Origin of the sequence: Paenalicyclobacillus cellulosilyticus (assembly GCF_014647315.1) — a bacterium.
GTDB classification, from domain to species: Bacteria; Bacillota; Bacilli; order Alicyclobacillales; family Alicyclobacillaceae; genus Alicyclobacillus_J; species Alicyclobacillus_J cellulosilyticus.
In genome coordinates, this window is the sequence record NZ_BMOY01000005.1 from 83,063 (window position 1) to 103,284 (window position 20,222).

Annotated in this window: 20 protein-coding genes and 2 tRNA genes; 16 read left to right on the plus strand and 6 right to left on the minus strand. The window is 63.0% G+C overall.

What is annotated here, in order from left to right; all coding sequences use genetic code 11:
• Nucleotides 1–165: 165 nt before the first annotated feature.
• Together IEX97_RS02860 and IEX97_RS02865 are read left to right on the plus strand one after the other, a co-directional pair.
• Entirely contained in the window at nucleotides 166–2,709 is a 2,544-nt protein-coding gene (locus tag IEX97_RS02860; protein ID WP_188881020.1) for a beta-mannosidase, read from the plus strand.
• Nucleotides 2,710–2,893: 184 nt separating this feature from the next.
• Entirely contained in the window at nucleotides 2,894–3,559 is a 666-nt protein-coding gene (locus tag IEX97_RS02865; RefSeq protein ID WP_188881021.1) for an SCO family protein, read from the plus strand.
• A gap of 48 nt (nucleotides 3,560–3,607) precedes the next feature.
• Here the strand turns inward: IEX97_RS02865 and tpx are convergent, their stop codons facing one another.
• Nucleotides 3,608–4,132, minus strand: a complete 525-nt coding sequence (gene tpx / locus IEX97_RS02870) for a thiol peroxidase (RefSeq protein ID WP_188881022.1) — start codon at nucleotides 4,130–4,132, stop codon at nucleotides 3,608–3,610.
• 141 nt (nucleotides 4,133–4,273) lie between these two features.
• On the opposite strand from tpx, the gene IEX97_RS02875 reads away from it, so the two are divergent.
• Nucleotides 4,274–5,362 (plus strand): alpha/beta hydrolase, encoded by a 1,089-nt coding sequence (locus IEX97_RS02875; protein ID WP_188881023.1) that lies wholly within the window; start codon nucleotides 4,274–4,276, stop codon nucleotides 5,360–5,362.
• Nucleotides 5,363–5,512: 150 nt separating this feature from the next.
• Here IEX97_RS02875 and IEX97_RS02880 read toward each other — a convergent pair.
• Together IEX97_RS02880 and IEX97_RS02885 are read right to left on the minus strand one after the other, a co-directional pair.
• Nucleotides 5,513–5,587: transfer RNA gene (locus tag IEX97_RS02880), tRNA-Val, on the minus strand.
• Between the two features lie 78 nt (nucleotides 5,588–5,665).
• Nucleotides 5,666–6,112, minus strand: a complete 447-nt coding sequence (locus tag IEX97_RS02885; RefSeq protein WP_188881025.1) for an acyl-CoA thioesterase — start codon at nucleotides 6,110–6,112, stop codon at nucleotides 5,666–5,668.
• 464 nt (nucleotides 6,113–6,576) lie between these two features.
• On the opposite strand from IEX97_RS02885, the gene IEX97_RS02890 reads away from it, so the two are divergent.
• The 5 genes from IEX97_RS02890 (at nucleotide 6,577) to IEX97_RS02910 (ending at nucleotide 11,485) form a co-directional block, all read left to right on the plus strand.
• A complete protein-coding gene (locus IEX97_RS02890) occupies nucleotides 6,577–7,263 on the plus strand; it encodes an MgtC/SapB family protein (RefSeq protein ID WP_188881026.1) in 687 nt (228 codons plus the stop codon).
• Between the two features lie 248 nt (nucleotides 7,264–7,511).
• Nucleotides 7,512–8,501, plus strand: a complete 990-nt coding sequence (locus IEX97_RS02895; RefSeq protein ID WP_188881044.1) for a ubiquinol oxidase subunit II — start codon at nucleotides 7,512–7,514, stop codon at nucleotides 8,499–8,501.
• 19 nt (nucleotides 8,502–8,520) lie between these two features.
• Nucleotides 8,521–10,491 carry a cytochrome aa3 quinol oxidase subunit I gene (gene qoxB, locus IEX97_RS02900; RefSeq protein WP_188881027.1) on the plus strand — a complete coding sequence of 657 codons (1,971 nt, stop codon included), beginning with the start codon at nucleotides 8,521–8,523 and terminating at the stop codon, nucleotides 10,489–10,491.
• 3 nt (nucleotides 10,492–10,494) lie between these two features.
• Nucleotides 10,495–11,127 (plus strand): cytochrome (ubi)quinol oxidase subunit III, encoded by a 633-nt coding sequence (locus IEX97_RS02905; RefSeq protein ID WP_373289380.1) that lies wholly within the window; start codon nucleotides 10,495–10,497, stop codon nucleotides 11,125–11,127.
• Nucleotide 11,128: 1 nt separating this feature from the next.
• The gene (locus tag IEX97_RS02910) at nucleotides 11,129–11,485 is read left to right on the plus strand and encodes a cytochrome o ubiquinol oxidase subunit IV (RefSeq protein ID WP_188881028.1); all 357 of its coding nucleotides are present in this window, start codon (nucleotides 11,129–11,131) and stop codon (nucleotides 11,483–11,485) included.
• A 194-nt stretch (nucleotides 11,486–11,679) separates the two neighbouring features.
• Here the strand turns inward: IEX97_RS02910 and IEX97_RS02915 are convergent, their stop codons facing one another.
• Nucleotides 11,680–12,483 carry a TrmH family RNA methyltransferase gene (locus IEX97_RS02915; RefSeq protein WP_188881029.1) on the minus strand — a complete coding sequence of 268 codons (804 nt, stop codon included), beginning with the start codon at nucleotides 12,481–12,483 and terminating at the stop codon, nucleotides 11,680–11,682.
• A gap of 213 nt (nucleotides 12,484–12,696) precedes the next feature.
• On the opposite strand from IEX97_RS02915, the gene IEX97_RS02920 reads away from it, so the two are divergent.
• The 7 genes from IEX97_RS02920 to IEX97_RS02945 all read left to right on the plus strand — a co-directional run bounded on the left by IEX97_RS02920 (nucleotide 12,697) and on the right by IEX97_RS02945 (nucleotide 17,605).
• Nucleotides 12,697–13,266, plus strand: coding sequence for an FAD-dependent oxidoreductase (locus IEX97_RS02920; RefSeq protein WP_188881030.1), 570 nt, complete (start codon nucleotides 12,697–12,699; stop codon nucleotides 13,264–13,266).
• A gap of 17 nt (nucleotides 13,267–13,283) precedes the next feature.
• A complete protein-coding gene (locus tag IEX97_RS02925; RefSeq protein WP_188881031.1) occupies nucleotides 13,284–14,315 on the plus strand; it encodes a zinc-dependent alcohol dehydrogenase family protein in 1,032 nt (343 codons plus the stop codon).
• A gap of 145 nt (nucleotides 14,316–14,460) precedes the next feature.
• Nucleotides 14,461–14,538, plus strand: a complete 78-nt coding sequence (locus IEX97_RS13985) for a type II toxin-antitoxin system HicA family toxin (protein ID WP_373289381.1) — start codon at nucleotides 14,461–14,463, stop codon at nucleotides 14,536–14,538.
• A gap of 32 nt (nucleotides 14,539–14,570) precedes the next feature.
• A complete protein-coding gene (locus IEX97_RS02930) occupies nucleotides 14,571–14,867 on the plus strand; it encodes a type II toxin-antitoxin system HicB family antitoxin (RefSeq protein ID WP_188881032.1) in 297 nt (98 codons plus the stop codon).
• Between the two features lie 126 nt (nucleotides 14,868–14,993).
• Nucleotides 14,994–15,938 carry a cysteine synthase A gene (gene cysK, locus IEX97_RS02935; protein ID WP_188881033.1) on the plus strand — a complete coding sequence of 315 codons (945 nt, stop codon included), beginning with the start codon at nucleotides 14,994–14,996 and terminating at the stop codon, nucleotides 15,936–15,938.
• A gap of 286 nt (nucleotides 15,939–16,224) precedes the next feature.
• Nucleotides 16,225–16,311 (plus strand) — tRNA-Leu (locus tag IEX97_RS02940).
• 433 nt (nucleotides 16,312–16,744) lie between these two features.
• Entirely contained in the window at nucleotides 16,745–17,605 is an 861-nt protein-coding gene (locus IEX97_RS02945; RefSeq protein WP_188881034.1) for an undecaprenyl-diphosphate phosphatase, read from the plus strand.
• On the opposite strand, the gene IEX97_RS02950 is transcribed toward IEX97_RS02945, so the two are convergent.
• Together IEX97_RS02950 and IEX97_RS13990 are read right to left on the minus strand one after the other, a co-directional pair.
• Complete coding sequence (locus tag IEX97_RS02950) at nucleotides 17,586–19,097, minus strand: glycosyltransferase family 4 protein (RefSeq protein ID WP_229776298.1); 1,512 nt, start codon at nucleotides 19,095–19,097, stop codon at nucleotides 17,586–17,588. The genes IEX97_RS02945 and IEX97_RS02950 overlap by 20 nt on opposite strands.
• Nucleotides 19,094–19,456 carry a hypothetical protein gene (locus IEX97_RS13990; protein WP_188881035.1) on the minus strand — a complete coding sequence of 121 codons (363 nt, stop codon included), beginning with the start codon at nucleotides 19,454–19,456 and terminating at the stop codon, nucleotides 19,094–19,096. Before IEX97_RS13990 ends, IEX97_RS02950 begins: the two co-directional genes overlap by 4 nt.
• Before the next feature lie 134 nt (nucleotides 19,457–19,590).
• On the opposite strand from IEX97_RS13990, the gene IEX97_RS02960 reads away from it, so the two are divergent.
• On the plus strand, nucleotides 19,591–20,222 hold a 632-nt coding region (locus IEX97_RS02960; RefSeq protein ID WP_188881036.1), incomplete at its 3' end, for an IS1634 family transposase.

Here is a 20,222-nt window from a genome sequence, read left to right on the forward strand (position 1 = left end):
AGAAAGTGGGATTTGGACTATGAATCCGGTTTCGATCGCGGTATAATTCACTGCGAATTTGGCTCGAGCTGTCAAGACAGCCAACCGGCGAATCTGGGCTTGCCGCTCCATCCACCGGCGCATCGGGTGTCCCGCGCGGGGAAGGCGGCACGTGAGGAGGACAGCATGGCGACGACGAAAGCGGTTTTGACCGAGTGGCGGTTTCGGGGGGAAGGGGAGACCGGCTGGTTGCCGGCCAAGGTGCCCGGGTGCGTGCACACTGACCTATTGCGCAACGGGCGCATCCCGGATCCGTTTTACGGCACGAACGAGCGCAGGCTGCAGTGGATCGACAAGCAGGATTGGGAGTATGAAACCACGTTCGACGTGCCGCCCGACGTACGGGGGATGGCACACAAAGAACTGGTGTTTGCCGGGCTCGACACGTATGCCGACGTCTACCTGAACGGCGAGCTCGTCCTGCGCGCGGACAACATGTTCTGCACATGGCGCCTCGACGTGACGCACCTGCTGCAGGAGACAGGCAACCACCTGCGGGTGTATTTTCATTCCCCGGTCAAGGTGGACCTGCCGAAGCTGAACCGGCTCGGTTACGGGTTGCCCGCGGTCAACGATCAATCGGAACTCGGGGGTCTCGGCGACAAGCGCATCAGCGTGTTTGCTCGCAAGGCGCCGTACCACTACGGCTGGGACTGGGGACCGCGCTTCGTGACGAGCGGCATCTGGCGCGACGTCTGGCTGGAGGGCTGGGCGGACTGCCGGATCACGGACCTGTTCATCGAACAACGGGACGTGACCGCCGAGCGGGCGCAGTTGACGGCCTGGGTGGAGGTCGAGGCGGACCGGGCCATCGCGGCGGACGTCACGGTCAGCACCGACGGCGCGTGCGCTGCGGTCAAGGCGCAGCTTGCGCCCGGCGTGAACCGGGTGCGGGTCGACATTGTGATGGACCAACCGCGCCTGTGGTGGTGCAATGGCCTCGGCGAACCGTACCTGTACACCTTCCACGCAAAAGTCGCGACGGACGGGCGTGTGCTTGCCGAGCGGTCGGTGCGGACAGGGCTTAGGCGGTTGCGCTTGGTGCAGGAGCCGGACGAGCACGGCACGTCGTTTTACTTTGAATTGAACGGGGTGCCGGTGTTTGCCCGCGGGGCGAACCACATCCCGAACGACAGCTTCATCACGGAAGTTACCTACGAACGCTACCGGCACGAGGTGGCGAGCGCCGCGGCCGCGAACATGAACATGCTGCGGGTGTGGGGCGGCGGCATCTATGAGCAGGATGACTTCTACGACCTGTGCGACGAGTACGGCATCCTCGTCTGGCAGGATTTCATGTTCGCCTGCAGCATGTATCCGGGCGACGAACACTTCTTGGCGAGCGTCGCGGCGGAGGCGGAAGACAACATCCGCCGGCTGCGCAACCACCCGTGCATTGCGCTGTGGTGCGGGAACAACGAGATCGACGTGGCGTGGGCGGAGTACGACGAGCGCCTGGGGTGGGGATGGAAGCAACAGTACCCGCCGGAGGTGCGGAAGAAGATCTGGCAAGATTACGAGGCCATCTTCCACCGCATTCTGCCGGAGGCGGTGCAGCGTTTGGCGCCGGGCGCACCCTACTGGCCGTCCTCGCCGATGGCCGCCTGGACGAACGACGCCCGCCAGCACGCGACCAACCGCACGACCAGCGGCGACATCCACTACTGGGGTGTCTGGCACGCGGTCGAGCCGTTTGAGAACTACAACATCAACATCGGCCGCTTCATGAGCGAGTACGGGTTCCAGTCGTTCCCCGAGTACAAGTCGGTGCGGGCGTACGCGGAAGAATCCGACCTTCGGCTCGACTCGGAGGTCATGCTGGCCCACCAGAAGAACGGCCGCGGCAACTTCTTAATTAAGGAATACATGGACATCTACATGAAGGAGCCGAAGGACTTTCCGTCCTTCCTCTACGTCAGCCAGGTGTTGCAGGCGGAAGCGATGAAGACGGCCATCGAGGCGCACCGGCGCAAGAAGCCGTTCACCATGGGCAGCCTCTACTGGCAGATCAACGACTGCTGGCCGGTGGCGTCGTGGTCGAGCATCGACTACTTCGGCCGCTGGAAGGCGACGCAGTACTACGCCAAGCGTTGCTACCGCCCGGTGGCGGTCAACATCGACGGGACGGGCGCGGAAACGGTCGACGTGTACGTCGTCTCGGACGTGTTGACGCCGATGACCGGCCACCTGCGTTGGCGTCTGCTGGACTTTGCCGGCCAGGTGCTGCAGGAAGGAGCCGAAGCGGTCGCGGTCGCGCCGGGTGCGGTGGTCAAGGCCGTGTCGCTGCGCAAATCGCACCTTTTGGCGCTGGGGCCGGCGGATCGCATCGTGTTGGTGGCGACCCTGGAGCAGGGCGATGCGGTGGTGGACGAGAAAGAGCATTACTTCGTCCCGGCCAAGGACCTGGCTCTGTCGGTGCCGAACATCTCGGTACGGGAAATCCGGGACGGCGATGGTGTCCGCTTCGTCCTCGCGACCGATGTGCTTGCCAAGCAGGTGTGGCTGGCGGCGGAGGTGGACGGCGTCTTCAGCGACAACTTCTTCGATCTCGTCCCCGGCCGGGAGAAAGAAGTGGTGTTCCTCACCCTGCAGCCTGGTGCGCGGACGTTCATGCCCGCCCAGCCCGGTCATGTCACCGTCCGGTCGATGGCCGACTTTGTCCGCTTGTAAGCCGCAACGTGCATCACCAGCAAGCGCGGCAGCGTGCCACCCGAAGCGCAGCCCCCGTGCGGGGCTGCGTTTTGCTTGCCACAGCGGCAGCAAAATGAGATAGAATGAAACGAGAAGTCGGAGTTGGGCGACAGGCCATGGTACCCCTTTCCACATCCGCCGCGGCGAGGAGGGGTGAACGCACATGCATGCACCGACGCCTGTGGCGACTGAGTCGGCGGGGGGACACCCCGCGCGCAAATGGCTGCGCTGGTCGTTTTACCTGCTCAGTGCCGGATTGGTGGCCGCCATCGCCTGGGGGCTGAGCTACATCGTGCGGGAAGGGGGCGGATCGCTGCCGGTCCTGAAACAGGCACCGGGGTTTCAGGCGCAGGACCTCGACGGCCGGACCGTGACCCTCGACACCCTGCGCGGGAAGATCTTTGTCATCACCTGGTTTTACACCCACTGCCCGGACGTTTGCCCGCTGACCATGTACCGTTTTGAACAGATCCAAGACCGGTTGCGAGCGTCGGGGGAACTCGGCCGGCAGGTGGTGCTGGTCGCGGTCACGCTCGATCCGGCGCGCGACACGCCCGCGGTCATCCGGACGTACGCCGGGCATTTTCATGCCGATCCACGCGCTTGGTACTTTCTGCGCGCGACGCCGGCGCAGACGGCGGCGATGTTGCGTCGGTGGGGCATCGTGACGGAAAGCGGGCCAAAAGGGCAGATTGGCCACACGTCGCAGGTGGATTTGGTCGATGAGAACGGCAACGTCCGCGCCGAATATGTTGGGGCGGACCTGAATCCCGACCGGGTGGTGCAAGACATCCAAGGGTTGATTGAACGGATGCGGTGGGGCGTTTGAAGAGCCCTAAACCCGCGGTCTGCGCGGCCTTAGGGCTCTCTGCCCGCCTCACTTCCCGGCCGCTTGCCGCACGGCCGCCAACGCGGCTTCGTAGTTCGGGTGCTGCGTGACCTCCGGCACGTATTCGACGTAGGTCACTTGGTCGTCCTTGTCGACGACGAACACGGCGCGGCATTCCAAGCGGTGTTCTTTCATATACGTTCCGTAGGCGCGGCCGAACGACATGTCGTAATGGTCCGACAGCGTGATGACGCGATCGACCCCGGCCGCACCGCACCACCGCTTCTGGGCGAACGGCAGATCGGCGCTGATGGTGAGGACCACGACGTCCTCTCCGAGTCCGGCTGCTTCTTGATTGAACCGGCGGGTCTGCGCATCGCAGACGCCGGTGTCGAGGGACGGTACCACGCTGATGAGCTTGACCTTGCCGTGAAAATCGGAGAGGTGAACCTTGGACCGGTCGTTGGCGAGGACCTCGAAATCGGGTGCCTTCTGGCCGACCTGGATCTGCGGGCCTATCAACGTCACAGGATTCCCGGCAAACGTCACCACGCCGGTGCGTTCTGTGGTCATCATCGTCGCCTCCTTGGCAGAAGTGTCTCCCCCACGGCGGGGTTTTCCATCCCATGATACCACAAACCGGGGATGCGCCGTGTCCTGCCCGGGCAGGTCGGTCGGCAGGTCCCAGCGGCCACGATGAACGGGGATACCTTGATGCGGAGGATGGTGGGCTTGGTGCAGGTGTGGCGTGCCGTGGCGGGCGCGATGGTCGCCTGCGCCGCCATGTTGGTGAGTGGTGCGGGCGGGGGAGCAATGCCCGCATTCGCGTGGAGTGCTGCCTTGGCGGGCGTGCGCGGTTGGCCGTGGCACCTGTGGAATGCCGCGTTGCGCGGCACCCGGCATGAGCTTACCTACGAAGACCTGGGCGGCTTTCGCGGCACCATGTACTTGTTTTTGCCGGCAAAACCGGCATCTGGTCCGCACCCGGTGGTCCTCTACATTCACGGCGGCAGCCTCATGCACGGCAACGGTGTCATCGGACCCGACTGGGTTGCGCCCCGCAACTGGGTGCTGGCCAGGATTGAGGGGGACCTGGTGGCGCACGGGATTGCGTTTGCGTCCATTGACTACCGGTTGGCGCCACGGTATCCATGGCCGGCGCAGATGGAGGACGTGAAAGCCGCCATCCGCTTCTTGCGCGTCCACGGCCGCGCGTGGGGGCTAGACCCACAGCGGATTGCCGTCATGGGCGACAGCGCGGGGGGTGCGCTCGCCAGTCTCGCCGGCCTCGCCGGACCGGCGGCTGGGTTCGATCGCGGTCCGTATCCCGGCGTGCCCAGCACGGTGGCGGCGGTCGTCGACATGTTCGGTCCGGTCGACCGCAGCCACCAAGCACAGGTGTGGGTGCGCAGACACGGCCGCACCCCGAACCCTGTGTTCGGCGTTTTCACGCCGTCCGTCATCCGCGCGGCCAGCGCCGTGACGTACGTCCACCCCGGCGCGCCGCCGTTTCTCATTGTGCAGGGGGATAGCGATCAGGTGGACCCGCCGTCCATCTCCGTCGCGTTCTACACGCGGCTGCGGGTGGCGGGGGATCCGGTGCAGCTCTTGTGGATCCGGCACTGCGATCATGAGTTCATCGCGCGCGGCGGGCCGCTCGAACCGGATCTCGCCCGCGTTGTGCAGGAAGTGGCGTCGTTTTTGGAGCGCTCCCTCCTTACGCCGCGGCCGGCGGGCGGCCTGTCCGGCATGGAAGCGGTCACGCGGCCGAGCGGCGCACAGGGTGGGAAGCAGGCAGAATGAACGAACGGCCCGCCGTACCTTGTCGCCCGCCGCGCCTTGTCGCCCGTCCGCGTGGTCGCCCGTGCGCACGGACGCGGCGGCGGCAAAGGCCGCAGTAAAAATAAAAAGCCTTGTTGCACAAGGCTTCTCAGACATTCAGACATTCCGATATGGTGCGGCTGACAGGAATCGAACCTGTGGCCCCCACCGTGTCAAGGTGGTGCTCTCCCTCTGAGCTACAGCCGCGCGATCCGCTTCATGGTCCGCACCGGAACGACCGGCGCCAGCGACGGGAGTAATCTTAGCACACGGTGGGAAACCAAGTCAACCCCTCGATGGCGGCTCCGGTGCCACCGGCAATCGCTGCAGCAGGTCCCATACCGCGGGGAACCGCTTCGCCACATTCACGGGCTGCTTGCGCTCCAGATCCAGAAACGCGTGTTCCGTTCTCCCGGTTGCGCATACGTCACCCGCCGTATCGAGGACACGGTATGTGAACACGAGCCGGGTCCGTGTCAACGACCGCAGTGTCGCCTCCACCGTCACGACGTCCTCGGCGCGGACGGCTTTGTGATATGAGCACGTGGCCGACAGCACGACGATGACCAGGCCGGCGTCATGCAGGCTTTGCATGTACGGCACGCCGAAGCGGCGCAAAAAATGCATCCGCACCGTGGAGAACCAGTCGAGGTACACAGGGTGGTAGACGATGCCGGCGGGATCGCACTCGCCCCAACGGACCTCGACCTGCATCGTGACGGTCGCCGTCATTCGCGTCACCTCCGCTTGCATCGCCGCACCGATGGCGGGCACCGACTTCAAGTATACCATCTGCGGGCGGTTGCCGGGACGGTTTCGCTGCGCCTGCCATGGCGGTGCACTTCGCCGGGACTGTGTCGGCGTGGCCGGGATCGCATCAAAACGCGCGTGTGCGCGCATAGCTATCCGGTGACGGACGCCATGCGGGGGGATGAGGATGATCAAGGACAGGCCGTCGCGTATCACGCAGGTGTGGATGGCCGTGATGGTCGGGGTGGTGCTGGTATTGGGGGCGGTGCTCATCGTCGGCCGGTTGCGGCACTGGCTGGCTTAAACCGGCAGACAAGCGGGCCGTCGTACACCCGGAACGTCATTGAGCCCCGGCCGCGCGTGTGGGATGATAGAATCACCACCCGCGCGGCGCCAGGGTGCCGCATCCGTTGGCACGGGCGCCGCGCAGACGGAGGCGCGCGACCGTGTATCACCACGACATCCTCAAACTCGTCGTCTCAGCTGCGCTCGGGATGTTGCTTGGCCTGGAACGGGAAATGAAACGCAAACCCCTCGGGCTTCGCACCTGCCTGGTCATCTCCATCGCCAGTTGCCTCTTGACCATCGTGTCCGTAGATGCCTCGTTGGTTCCTGCGGGAGCAGGAACGAATGTCATTCGCACCGATCCGATGCGCCTGGCGGCACAGATTGTCAGCGGCATCGGTTTTCTTGGCGCGGGCGTGATCATGCGCCGCAGCAACGAAGTGATCTCCGGTTTGACCACCGCGGCCATGGTGTGGGCGTCGGCGGGCATCGGGATCGCGGTGGGGGCCGGGTTCTACGCCCAGGCGCTGTTTGGCGTCGTGCTTCTGCTCATCAGCGTGGAGTTGGTGCCTTGGGTCCTGCAGCGACGGGGTCCGCACGTCCTGCGCGAGAAAGAGGTGACGATGACCATCCGTCTCGCCGAAGGCGTGCGTGCATCCGATGTGCTCGGCCAGCTGCCCGTCCTCGAGTGCCGCGTCGAGCGGGTCCGCAACACCCCGAGCGGCGACAAGGTTTTCCGGGAGTTCACCGTCGTGTGCTTGGTGGAACGCCGTGCCGCCGTGACGGATCTGTTTGACGCCGTCGCCCACTTGCCCGGTGTCGTCAGCGTGGATGTGCTGGGTTCATGAAGCAGCCTTCGGCGGACATGCCGCCCGTCCGGCATGACGAGTGAGGAAATCTCACCTTTCTTGCAAGATTCCGTCTCATGTACTGGTCCGAATGGACTATGGCCAATGAGTGGTTTGTGTCTGCCCGCACCCCGACCGGCGCAGTACGCTCAGATCGGCTGGAGCGCCGTCGATGGTCGATTTGTGCCATCCGGCGGCCACGGTTGGGAAAGGGGTGTGCCAGCGTGACGCGAGGACAATGGACGGGCATGCGGCGATGGCGTTGGCTGCTGCTGGCTGCACTCGTCCTTGTGACCGGCTGCGGGCCGGAATACCAGGTCCTGCATCCAGCCGGACCGGTCGGCCGGACCGAATTGCGTCTCATCATTCTCTCAGCGATTCTCATTGGCATCGTGGTCATTCCTGTCTTGGTGTTGTTGTTTTACATTGTCTGGCGTTATCGGGATAAACCGGATAATCACGCGCCGTACAAGCCGGAGTGGTCGGAGAGCAAGTGGCTCGAAGTCGTGTGGTGGGGTGTGCCGATTGTCATCATCGGCATCCTCGGCTTTTACACCGGACAGACGACGTTCGCGTTGACGAAACCTCCGGAAAGCGACGTCAAGCCGTTGACCATCGACGTGACCTCACTCGACTGGAAATGGCTGTTCGAGTATCCGGATCAAGGGATTGCGACGGTGAATTATTGCGAGATCCCGACCGGGGTCCCCGTCCAGTTCGTCCTGACGTCGGACGCGCCGATGAATTCGTTCTGGGTACCGCAGCTCGGCGGTCAGGAGTACACCATGCCCGGCATGGCGATGCGGCTGTGGCTGCAGGCGGATCGCCCGGGAACCTACTATGGTCATGGCGCCAATTTCACGGGCAAGGGATTTGCGCACATGCAGTTCCACGTGATTGCAACCTCGCAGAACAAGTTTGACCAGTGGGTGGCGCGGGTGAAACAGACGGCGCCGCCGCTGACAAAGGCGGGCTATCAGCGCCTGAAGCAGCCGAGTGTCATGGGTCGGGCGGCGTACTCGTCGTTCCCGAAAGGCTTGTTCAACGCGACCATTTGGGCGGAGGGCGGCCGTTACATGGACGGAATGCTCGATATGCCCGGCATGTCCGAGTCGACCGAACCAGAAGGCGGTGCCGCGACGGGCGGTACGGCGGCGGGAGCGCACCCGGCCGGGCAGTCGTCCGCTTCGCAGCATGCGGCGGCCGGAATGAAGATGGCCATGGGCCACGGCGAGTGACGCAAGGGGGCGAGTGGACATGTGGGAAGGATTTCGCCACTTCGCGGACACGTACCTGATGTGGAACGAGGGACCGCTCATCTGGATGTCGGATGTGCTCATCTTGCTCACGTCCATCGGGATCGTGGCCGTATTGACGTACTTCAAGAAGTGGAAGTGGCTGTGGGACGAGTGGTTGACCACCGTCGACCACAAGAAGATCGGCATCATGTACCTGATCTGTGCACTGCTGATGTTTTTCCGCGGCGGTGTGGATGCGCTCCTCATGCGGACGCAGCTGGCGCTGCCGAACAACCACTTTCTCGACGCGGAGCACTACGACCAGATCTTCACCACGCACGGCACCATCATGATCTTGTTCATGGCGATGCCGTTCATCTTCGCCTTGTTCAACATCGCGGTGCCGCTGCAGATTGGCGCCCGCGACGTGGCGTTCCCGTACTTGAACGCCATCAGCTTCTGGCTGTTCTTCTTCGGGGCACTGTTGTTCAACATCTCCTTCGTGTTCGGCGGGTCGCCGGACGCGGGGTGGACCAGTTATCCGCCTTTGTCCGAGCTCGCGTTTGACAAAGGGCCGGGGGAGAACTTCTATCTCTTAGGCTTGCAGATCTCCGGTATCGGCAGCATTGCCACCGGCATCAACTTCATGGCGACCATCCTCAAGATGCGGGCGCCCGGGATGACCCTGATGCGGATGCCGCTGTTCACTTGGTCGGTGTTGGCGGCGTGCGTGGTCATCATCTTCGCGTTCCCTGCCTTGACGGTGGCGCTGGCCCTGCTTTTGCTCGACCGCATCGTCGGGACGCACTTTTTCACCATCCTACACGGCGGCAACCCGATGATGTTCATCAACCTGTTCTGGATCTGGGGGCATCCGGAGGTTTACATCGTCATCCTGCCGGCGTTCGGCGTGTTCTCGGAAGTGGTGGCCACGTTCGCGCGCAAGCGCATCTTCGGGTACGGTTCGATGGTCGTCGCGTTGATGGCCATCAGCGTCATCAGCTTCTTCGTCTGGGTGCACCACTTCTTCACCATGGGCGCCGGAGCGGACGTGAACACGTTCTTCGCCGTCGCGACCATGGCCGTGGGTATCCCGACGGGCGTGAAGGTGTTCAACTGGCTGTTCACCATGTACCGCGGCCGCATCCGGATGTCGCTGCCGATGCTGTGGACCGTCGCCTTTGTGCCGTGTTTCGCCATCGGGGGCGCGACGGGCGTGATGTTGGCGGTGGCGCCCGCCGACTACCAGTATCACAACAGCTACTTCCTGATTGCCCATTTCCACCAGGTGCTCATCGGCGGGACGGTGTTCGGCATGCTCGCCGGCATGTACTACTGGTGGCCGAAGATGTTCGGCTTCCTGCTCGATGAACGGCTCGGCCGGTGGGCGTTCTGGTTCTTCAACATCGGGTTTTACGTCTGCTTCATGCCGCAGTACGCGCTCGGGTTCATGGGCATGCAGCGCCGCATGTACACCTACCCGGCCGATCTCGGTTGGGGCACGCTCAACTTCATCTCGACCATCGGCGCCTATTTGATGGGCATCGGGTTCTTGTTCATGGTGGCGCAGATCATCTACAGCATCCGCTATGGACAGCGGGACCTGACGGGCGACCCGTGGGACGGCCGCACGCTCGAGTGGTCGCTGCCGTCGCCGGTGCCGCACTACAACTTCGCCGTCATCCCGACGGTGGAAGACCGCGACTACTGGTGGGTGCTCAAGCAGCAAGGCCGGACCCAGGAACTGCGGCCGCGTCCGGAAGAGATCCAGCCCATCCACATGCCGAAAAACTCCGGCCGCCCGTTCCTGATGGGCGTGGCGTTCTTCGTCGCCGGCATCGGGTTTGTCTTCAACTGGTACGTGCTGGCGGTGCTGGGGCTGCTCGGTGTGGTGGCCTGCATGGTGGCGCGGGCGTTCGAGTACGACGACGAGTACCACATCCCGGTGGAAGAGGTTCAGCATACGGAAGCGGCGCTGGGGAGGTTGTGAGCCATGGCTGTGATGGAGCATCACCTGCATGAGGCGTCCGGTGCCCGCCGGCACCTCCCGATGGAGTACCGGGATGTTCATCAGTCGTTGCGGATCTTGGGATTTTGGCTGTTCCTGGCGACCGACATGCTGCTGTTCGCGTGCTTGTTCGCCACCTATTTGGTCCTGCGGACCCATACGGACGGGGGCCCGACGCCGCGGGAATTGTTCGATGTCCCCGGGTTCACGGCGGAGACGTTCATCCTGCTCACCAGCAGCTTCACGGGCGGCTTGGCCACGCTGGCGATGCGCAACGGCAAGAAAGGGCAACTCATCGGCTGGCTCGCCGTCACCATGTTGCTTGGGCTCTCGTTCGTCGCGCTGGAAGCCCAGGAGTTCGTGAAGGACGCCCTGGAAGGCGCGACCATGCAGCGCAGCGCCTTCCTGTCCTCGTTCTTCACCTTGGTCGGAACGCACGGCAGCCACGTGTCGGTCGGTATTGTGTGGATGTTCCTGACGCTGCTTCAGGTCTTGCGCCGCGGCATCACGCCCATCACGGCGCGCAAGGTGTTCATTGTGAATCTCTACTGGCATTTCCTCGACGTGGTGTGGGTGTTCATCTTCACCATCGTCTACCTCTCCGGGGTGGTGATGTAACGTGGCGAACGCTTCAGGACAACACACCGCTTTCGGCCCCGGGCCGGGTGCGCACGGCGAAGAGGAGCACAAGCACGGGGCGGGCTTGTACATCGCCGGCTACATCCTGTCCTTGGTGCTGACGGCAATTTCGTTTTGGCTCGCGCTCACGCGGGCGATGCCGCTCGGGCCGCTGATGCTCGTGCTCATCATCTTGGCGGGGTTGCAAATTGTGGTGCAACTGTTCTTCTTCATGCACGTGACGGAGGGCGACGGTCCGCCGTGGCACTCCATGGCGTTGTTGCTCGGGCTCATCTTCACCTTCGCCATTGCACTGATGTCGATGTGGATTATGTCGTTCCACTATCAGGTGCAGTAACGGGCAAAGGAAACGTCAAGGGCATGCAGGCGGACGTGGTGCGCAAAAGCATCGCGTCCGCCTGTGGTTTGTTTCCGAGTCTGCACACGACGGCGAAGCGGGTGCCGACCGGCTCGAGTGGGGGTGGTTCATGCTGGTGCTGTGCCGGGTCAGCGTGGGTTTCGGCGGTGTTCTGCAGGGTCGGAGGTCATGGGTCAAAGGTCTTCCTCGTCTTCCCATACAGGTTCCGCGTCCATCACGGGTTGCGCGTCCATGCCGCCATCGGCAGCCGACAGGTGCTTCGCCGCGTATTCCCGAAGTTCTCCCCGCAGGTTGCGCATCACCCATTGCAGGAAGACGCTCCGTCGTTCCGCAGGTGTGAGGAAGTACCGGTCTCCCGCTGTCTGCCGCGCTCGCCGCGTGGCGTCGTGCAAGGCCAGGGCTGCGGCGACCGAGATGTTGAAGCTCTGCACAAAGCCGTACATCGGGATGAAGAATTTGCCGTCGGCCAGGTTTGCCGCTGCCTCGGAAATGCCGCGGTGTTCATTGCCAAAGACGAGCACGGTGGGTTGCGAGAGGTCCATCTCGTCGATGGGTACCGCGCCTTCTCCGAGGTACGTGGCGCAGATGCGGTATCCTTGCGCCTTGAGATGTTGCACGGCTGTGGCGATGCTTGGCTCCTGGCGGATGGTGAGCCACTTGTGCGCGCCTTGCGTGACCTTTTTGTTCGGTGCAAACGGTTGCTGACCCGCCACCACCGTGACGTTCTGCACGCCAAACGCATCGGCGGAGCGCAGGACTGCCGCTTGGTTGTGCCCGTCGTCCACCGCCTCCAGCAGGACGGAGATGTATCGCGTGCGGTGCCGTAATACCTCGACCATCCGCATCACCCGCTCCGGGCGGAACATCTCGACCAGCCAATGCTCCTCTGCACGCAACAAGCCGAGTTCCACGAGCTGCCACCACCAGGCGTCCCGTCCCGCAGGACACGATGGCGGCGGGGTAGCGCTGCCGCGCATGTGCCATCTCCTTTCCGAATCGCGTCCACACTGCACAAAGGCGCCCGGTGTCTGCGGGCGCGGCCAGCACGCAGGATGCTGACCTGCCACGATGAGACTGTACTATGCTTGCCGGGATGCTTGCAAACGGATGGATGTATAATCAACAGATGGAGTGCCCATCCACGTCGAGCGGCACCCGATGTTCGCTTCGACACACGAGGAGGAATCCGCATGTACGACGTCGCCATCATCGGAGCCGGCCCCGCCGGTGCGAGTGCCGCCATCTTTTGCGCCAAGGCGGGCAAGCGGACGTTGGTCATCGACAACGACCAGAGCATCACCCGCCGTGCCTGGATTGAAAACCACTATGGCATCCCGCAAATCAGCGGGCCGGATCTCGTCGAGACCGGAAAAAAACAGGCACAGAAGTTTGGCGCCGAGATCATCAAGGCACAGGCGACCCATGTCAGCCAAACGCCCGAAGGCCTCCAGATTGAAACCGACCAAGGGACGTTCACCGCGCGCCATGTGATCATCGCGACCGGCGCGTACACGGACCTGGCGGAGAAGATTGGCCTGAGGACAAAACCAGGCACGGAGCCGCGCATCAAGACCATCGTCGAGGTGGACAACCAAGGCCGCACCAACATCCCCGGCATCTGGGCCGCCGGGACCATCGCCGGCGTGAGCGTGCATACCATCATCACCGCGGGGGACGGCGCGAAGGTGGCCGTCAACGTCATCAGTGAGCTGAACGGGACCCGTCATGTCGATCACGATGTGTACAAGCCAGGAAACTGAGGAACGAGGTGCGCCCAGTGTACGGAGTCGTTCTGCCTGGCCATGAGCGCGTCGAAATTCGGGAATTCGACGTCCCGCAACCCGGAGTCGGTCAAGTTCTGGTCAAGATGAAGGCTTCAGGACTGTGTGGCAGCGACCTGCGAGCCATCTATCGTGAGCATGTGGGTGTTGGTGCGGAACGTTATCAGAACGTCATCGCGGGGCATGAGCCGTCGGGGCAGATTGAGGAAGTGGGTCCGGGTGTGACCGGCTTCCGACGCGGGGACAGAGTGATCGTGTATCACATTGCGGGGTGCGGGTATTGCCGCGAATGCCGGCGCGGACACATGATCAGCTGCTCCTCGCCGGAACGCGCTGCATATGGCTGGCAGCGGGATGGCGGACATGCCGATTACCTGTTGGCGGAAGCGCGCACGCTCATTCGTCTGCCTGATGAGCTGAGTTACGTGGACGGGGCTTTGATTGCGTGCGGCTTTGGTACCGCGTATCAAGGTGTGCTTCGTGCGGGAATTTCCGGGCGCGATCGCGTCCTCGTCGTGGGCCTTGGCCCCCTCGGACTGGCTGCGGTCATGTTGTCGATGGCGAGCGGGGCCGAAGTGATTGCGGTCGATTTGGTGCCCGAGAGGCTGGCGCTGGCCCGGCGCATCGGGGCCCAACACACGTTGCCGGCGGACGGCCAGACGTTGGAACAGATCATGGCACTGACGCGCGGCAAAGGCACCGAAGTGGCCATCGACTGCTCAGGAAGCCCGCAAGGCCGACTGCTGTGTTTGCAAGCCGCACGCGAACGGGGACGCGTGGTGTATTTGGGGGAGGGCGGAACGGTCACGTTCGAGCCCAGCCCCCTCCTTTTGCATAAACGGCTCACGCTGTACGGGTCTTGGGTGTGCGGACTGGCCGAGATGGAAGAGCTCGCGGAGCATCTGGTGCGGAAAGGGTTGCATCCCGAGGACATCGTCACGCACAGGTTTGCGCTGACGGAAGCGGATCAGGCTTACAAGACGTTTGCCAGCGGCAAGTGCGGCAAGGTGGTATTGACTTGGGATTGAGGCCAAGCGAATCAGCATCTCCATGACCCACATGGCGCGCCCCTAAGGCTCTGGGGCGCGCTATAAGATTTGCCGACCATGAGCATGTTTGATTCAATCTGAATTTTACGTAATAGATGATTCGTGATATAAAGATCCGGGCAAGGTGACAGTACCGCACCCGGTCAAAAACCTGCCCGCTTTCGTGGTCAACAGCATACTGAAGCAGGCTGGATTGAAATGATCCTGTCTGTTGCGAAAGGAGGCCCCATCGGGATGGGCAAACTGCCTGACCGTTACTTGTATCCGGCTGTGTTTCGGTTCGACGACGATGGGATTTCAGTATACTTTCCGGATCTACCAGGATGTATCACTTGCGGTAACACCGTCGAGGAAGCGTACCGCATGGCCCGTGACGCTTTGGCTGGTTACTTGGCGGTTTCGGAAGAAGAAGGCGATGAGATACCTGCACCGTCGCTGGATGCTAAGTTCCCGCTTGAGGACAACGAGCGCGTCGTTTTCGTCGAAGCTTGGATGCCACCATATCGTAGTGTGCCTGGACGAAGGCGCTAAATATACTAGTCCGATTGGTATATTGGAACTTATGGCTGAGCCCATTATACTGGAAGAGGCACGTGGGTGCTGAATGGTCAAGGGCACTTCGGAGGTCATCAAGACTGGGCGAAAGGATGTGTTCAGATGCCGTATGCACCAAGACCCAAAATCGCCAATAACATCACGGAGCTCATCGGACGTACGCCGCTGGTCCGGCTCCAACGCCTGAGCGACCAAAGCGGCGTCGAGGTATTGGGGAAGCTCGAGTACTTCAACCCGCTCGGCAGCGTGAAAGACCGCATTGGACTCGCGATGATTGAAGCCGCGGAACAACAAGGGCTCATCCGCGCAGGGTCGGTCATCATCGAACCCACCAGCGGCAACACCGGGATCGCGCTCGCGTTCGTCTGCGCTGCCAAAGGATACCGTTGCATCCTCTGCATGCCGGAGACCATGAGCATCGAGCGCCGGAAGCTGCTTTCGGCACTGGGTGCAGAGTTGGTGCTGACGGACGGAGCCAAAGGCATGCGCGGCGCCATTGAAAAGGCGCAAGAACTCCTGGAAACCATCCCGAACGCGTTCATGCCGCAACAGTTCAAAAATCCCGCCAATCCGGAGATCCATCGCCAAACGACGGCGGAAGAGATCTGGGAAGACACCGACGGCCGGGTGGACATTCTGATCAGCGGCGTCGGCACGGGTGGCACCATCACCGGCGTCGCCGAGGTCATCAAGGCGCGTAAGCCGAGCTTTCAAGCCATCGCGGTGGAACCTGCCGATTCCCCGGTGCTTTCCGGCGGCAAACCTGGCCCCCACAAGATCCAGGGCATTGGCGCCGGATTCGTCCCGGATGTGCTCAACACATCCATCTATGATGAAGTGGTGCAGGTGTCGAACGAAGACGCGTTCGCAGCGGCCAGGAAACTGGCGCGGGAGGAAGGCATTGTCGTCGGCATCTCGTCCGGTGCGGCGCTGCACGCAGCGTCCGTGGTGGCGAACCGGCCGGAGAACCGCGGCAAGACCATGGTCGTCATCCTGCCGGATACCGGCGAGCGTTACCTGTCGACCCCGTTGTTCCAAACCGAGTGAAGTACCCTATCCTTAACCCACGGCGTTTGTCCTCTCGGGCACGACACGGGGTTACCCATGGGGTGGCCCCGCGTTCACGCCGCGGGCATCTGGTCCTGTCCACAGCCATATCCACGGCACCTCCTGCACAGCCCCTCGTTGACGGCCCTTCATCCGGGGTGTTACACTGCTCCTGAGCGCAAAAGTGAACCAAGCGATGGTTGGGACAAATCCGAAGCGCCGCAAACTTGGCGATGCACGGCCCCTTCATGGAGAACATCCCCTCTCGTCGCCCCGTTTTTCTCACGCCGGGATGGCGGAACCGGCAGACGCAGGGGACTTAAAATCCTCTGGGCGAAAGCCCGTACGGGTTCGAGTCCCGTTCCCGGCACCACATGGCGCAGGCGGGGGCGACCAGCCCCCGCCCTTTGCCCTCTATACAGGGTGGGGTCTGCGCTTGTGCCGACGGTGAACACGGACCTCCCACCCCGGCCTCACGCGGCTGCACGCACAGTGCGGAAACCTTTGGCCACCCGTTTCGGTCATCCTCGATCACGGATTCCAGACCCGCTCCATCAACCATTCCGAAAACTTCTGGACACGGATTCTCCCGGATCTCTTTGATCTTCTTTCTTACCTCATCTTTACAAAACCGTCACGCTTTCTTTACGGGGTTCGCGTAGACTTCTATCCAATGAAACTCGTCCATCTTGGAAACTCCAACTATAATGGAGTGGAATGCACGCGGCAGTAGAAGTGGAATGCTCGCGGCTGGCAGCGCAGGTGGACACGCAAGCGGAAATCACGCACGGAGAAGGGGGCTTCGCATGGTCGTCCAAGTTCTGTTCACTGCGTTGGTGCAGGGCATCACCGAGATGTTCCCGGTCAGCAGCGTCGGACACGCGGTCATCATGCCGTATCTGTTGGGGTGGACCAACCTCACCGCATCGGATCAATTTCTTCCGTTCGTCGTGTTGTTGCACCTTGGCACCGCCATCGCGCTCCTCTGGTACTTCCGCCGCGACTGGATTGAGCTGATTGGCGCGGTGCTGGGCTTGGGCGGGCAACCAAGCGGCGTGCGTCGCGCCAACCGGCGCTTGTTTGCGCTCATCGTCGTCGCCACCATTCCGGCGGCGATTCTCGGCAAGCTCCTCGAGCACAAGTTGCGGCAACTATTCCCCTCTGCCGTCTCGGCCAGTCTGTTCCTCATGTTGAACGGCGTCATCCTGCTCTTCGCGGACCGGTTGCGCCGCCGGAGCGGACAGGGCCGGAGCGGCCGGGGCGAGATCGACCGGATGTCCTACGCGCAAAGCTTTCTCATCGGGTTGTTACAGGCGCTCGCGCTCATTCCGGGCATCTCCCGTTCCGGCATCACGATGACGGCCGGCCTGGCCACCGGGCTGTCCTACGAGGAGGCGGCCCGTTTCAGCTTCTTGCTCGCCACGCCCATCATCCTCGGTGCGGCCGTGCTCGAAGTCCCGAAAGCCGTGCACGATCACGCGCATACCATGCTTGCATACGGCGTGTTGGGCGGTTTGGTGGCGGGCGTGTTTGCGTACCTCGCCACCGCATTCCTCATGCGCCACTTCAAGACCCACGAAGTGCGGGCGCTGCGGCCGTTCGCGTATTATTGTCTTGCGGTCGGCGCGGTTGTGTTCGTGTTGGCGCTCATGGGATGGCACTTCTGAACTGTGCGGGCACGGCCCGCACGTTCAACAGGGCGTCCATACAGGCGGCGAGCGCCGCCGCTTGGCCGCGGCGGGTGTAGACGTCCGCCAGCTTCCGGCGCGGCGGCGTCGAACCGCCGTGCGCGGCCAGATCGAGGATGCGCAGCAGCCCGTCCGCGATGGCGGCGGGATCACGCGGGTCCACGACGATACCGGCCTTCTCGCGGCGGACGATGTCCGCCGCTTCGCCTTCCGGCAGCAGGGCGAGGATAGGCCGGCCTGCGTACAGATATTCGTACAGCTTCCCCGGCACGTAATCCCCCGCTTGTTGCGACAGGTCGCCGAAGAGCAAGAGGACGTCCGCGGTCATCATCCGCGCCAAGGCTTCCACACGGGGAATGTATCCGAGCACCTCCGTCACGTCCGTGAGCCCAAGCTCGGCAACCAACCGCCGGTTGTCGTCGTGGCCCGGATAGTCGAACACGCCTGCGAACTGAATGAGGAGGTCTTGGCGTGCCACCCGGCCGGATTGAATCAAGTCATGCACCGCTTGCAGGAAGGCGGCCGGCGACCGGCCAGGGTAGAGGATCCCGGCGTAGAACAAGACAAACCGCGGCTTTCCTTCGCGGGCGCGGGCCGCGTCTTGGGGTTCGCGGTACAAAGGGGTGGGAAAGTCGGCTTCATCGACGCCGTTGCGGATGAGATGGAGCTTTTCCCGCAGTCCCGGATCCTTTTGCTCGAACAACCGCCGAAACCCGTCTGTCACCGTGACCACCGCATCCGCACGCTGCAACACCATCCGTTCGAGATGCCGTTCTATCCGCGCGCGCAGTCCGCTGTGATGGAAGTGGAGGTTGTCGGTCCACGGGTCCCGAAAGTCGGCCACCCACGGCACACCGGTGGCTGCTTTCATGATGAGCCCTGCCAGGTGGGTGCTGTGCGGGCCGGACGTGGTGTAGATGCAATCCACCCCGCGCTGGCGGATGAGGACGTTGCCCGCCAAGGCCGCGCGCAAGGCCCACACCATCGCTTCGTCCGGGATGAGCAGCCGCGCCTTGGCCCACTTCCACAACCGGAGGGCGCGGCGCGCGAGCAGGGTGCGCAGGAGAGAGCCGGTTTGCCCGTTGGGTGTACGTGTCATGGTTGTCATCCCGCCGCTGGCACGGTCGTCGCCGGCGGCGCCGGTGGCGCCGTCGTCGCTGCGCCGGCCCTTTGTCCCGTGGACGACGTTTGCGCCTCGGTCACCGGCCAAACGGTGTTGCCAACGGCCCAGCCATTTCGAGACCGGATCGCTGACGCGGAGGACTGGGACGTCCTCCGGGATCAGCGCGGCCAATGACGGGTCCATCGTGGCGCTGTAGACGTCTTTGGCGGTGAGCACCGTCACCTGCCACCCGAACGTTCCAAGGTACTGCGCAAACTTGAGTGCACGTTGCACGCCAATCCCGCCGACCGGCGGAAAATCGTGGCTGACCAAGAGGACGTGCTTCGGCTTGCGCGGGGGCTGTGTCATCGGGCAACCCTCCCGCCGGGCGCGGTATGACCTGCGTGTTGGACCGTGGCGGAGGCTGGATCGGCCAAGATCATGCAGGATCCGGTCGATGCGGCGTCCACGCCGGCCCCGCAAGGCGAGAGGCGGGACTGTAGCCGGTGCTTGGGATCCAGCAGCACCAGCGGTGCACAAGCGTGCGCAAGCGCTTCGCGCCATGCGACGCCGTCGAACGCCGGCTGCCACGCGGCGACCGCCACGGCGTCGGCGCCGTCCAGGCAGGCGGCGAGGGTTTCGGTCTGATACGGAAACTGAATGGGCACGGTCGGATCGAACGCCCGGACGCGGGCGCCGCGGTGACGCAGGTAGTGGGCGAGCGCCACGGCCGGGCTGTGCCGTACGTCGTTCCACAGATTCCGCGCCTGATCTTCGGGCAGGGGACGAATTTCGACAGGAATCCAACCTGTGCACAGCGAAATCTTTCGTGACTGACGGATTTCAAGCGGAGGATTTCCAGTTGATTGAGCCTGTGTCCCAGTTCGTTGTAAAAGCCGCGCCCGTATTTGCTGAACTCATCCGTCGTTTGGGCTGGGTGGAGCGAATTGATCGCATGGTCCCGGTCAGACCGGAGGATTGTCGCCTATCCGTCGGCCTTCGTGTGAAGGCGCTGCTCATTAACATTCTCACGGATCGGAAGGCCCTGTATCACGTGCAACGATTCTACGAACGGCAGGATGTTGAACTGCTTCTTGGTCCTGGGGTGACCGCGGACGCGTTGAATGACGACGCGTTGGGCAGAGCCTTGGACGCGCTGGACAAAGCGGGCGTGGACCGTGTCTTCGCAGAGTTGTCCTTGACCGCATTGGACTACTGCCAAATCCCTTTGGATTGCCTGCATTTTGACACGACGTCGATTTCTGTGTACGGCGCATACGAGGACGCCGACCAACTTCACATCACCTACGGCTTCTCCAAGGATCGGCGGCCCGACCTGAAGCAGTTCATTTTCGGGCTGGGGACCTGCCGCGGCCTGCCCGTGTTTGGCAGTATCGAGGATGGAAACCTCAGCGACAAGACTTGGAACGCCAAGACCCTGGCGAAGATGATGGAGCTGTACGACGCTGAGCGATTGAAAGACGCCATATACAT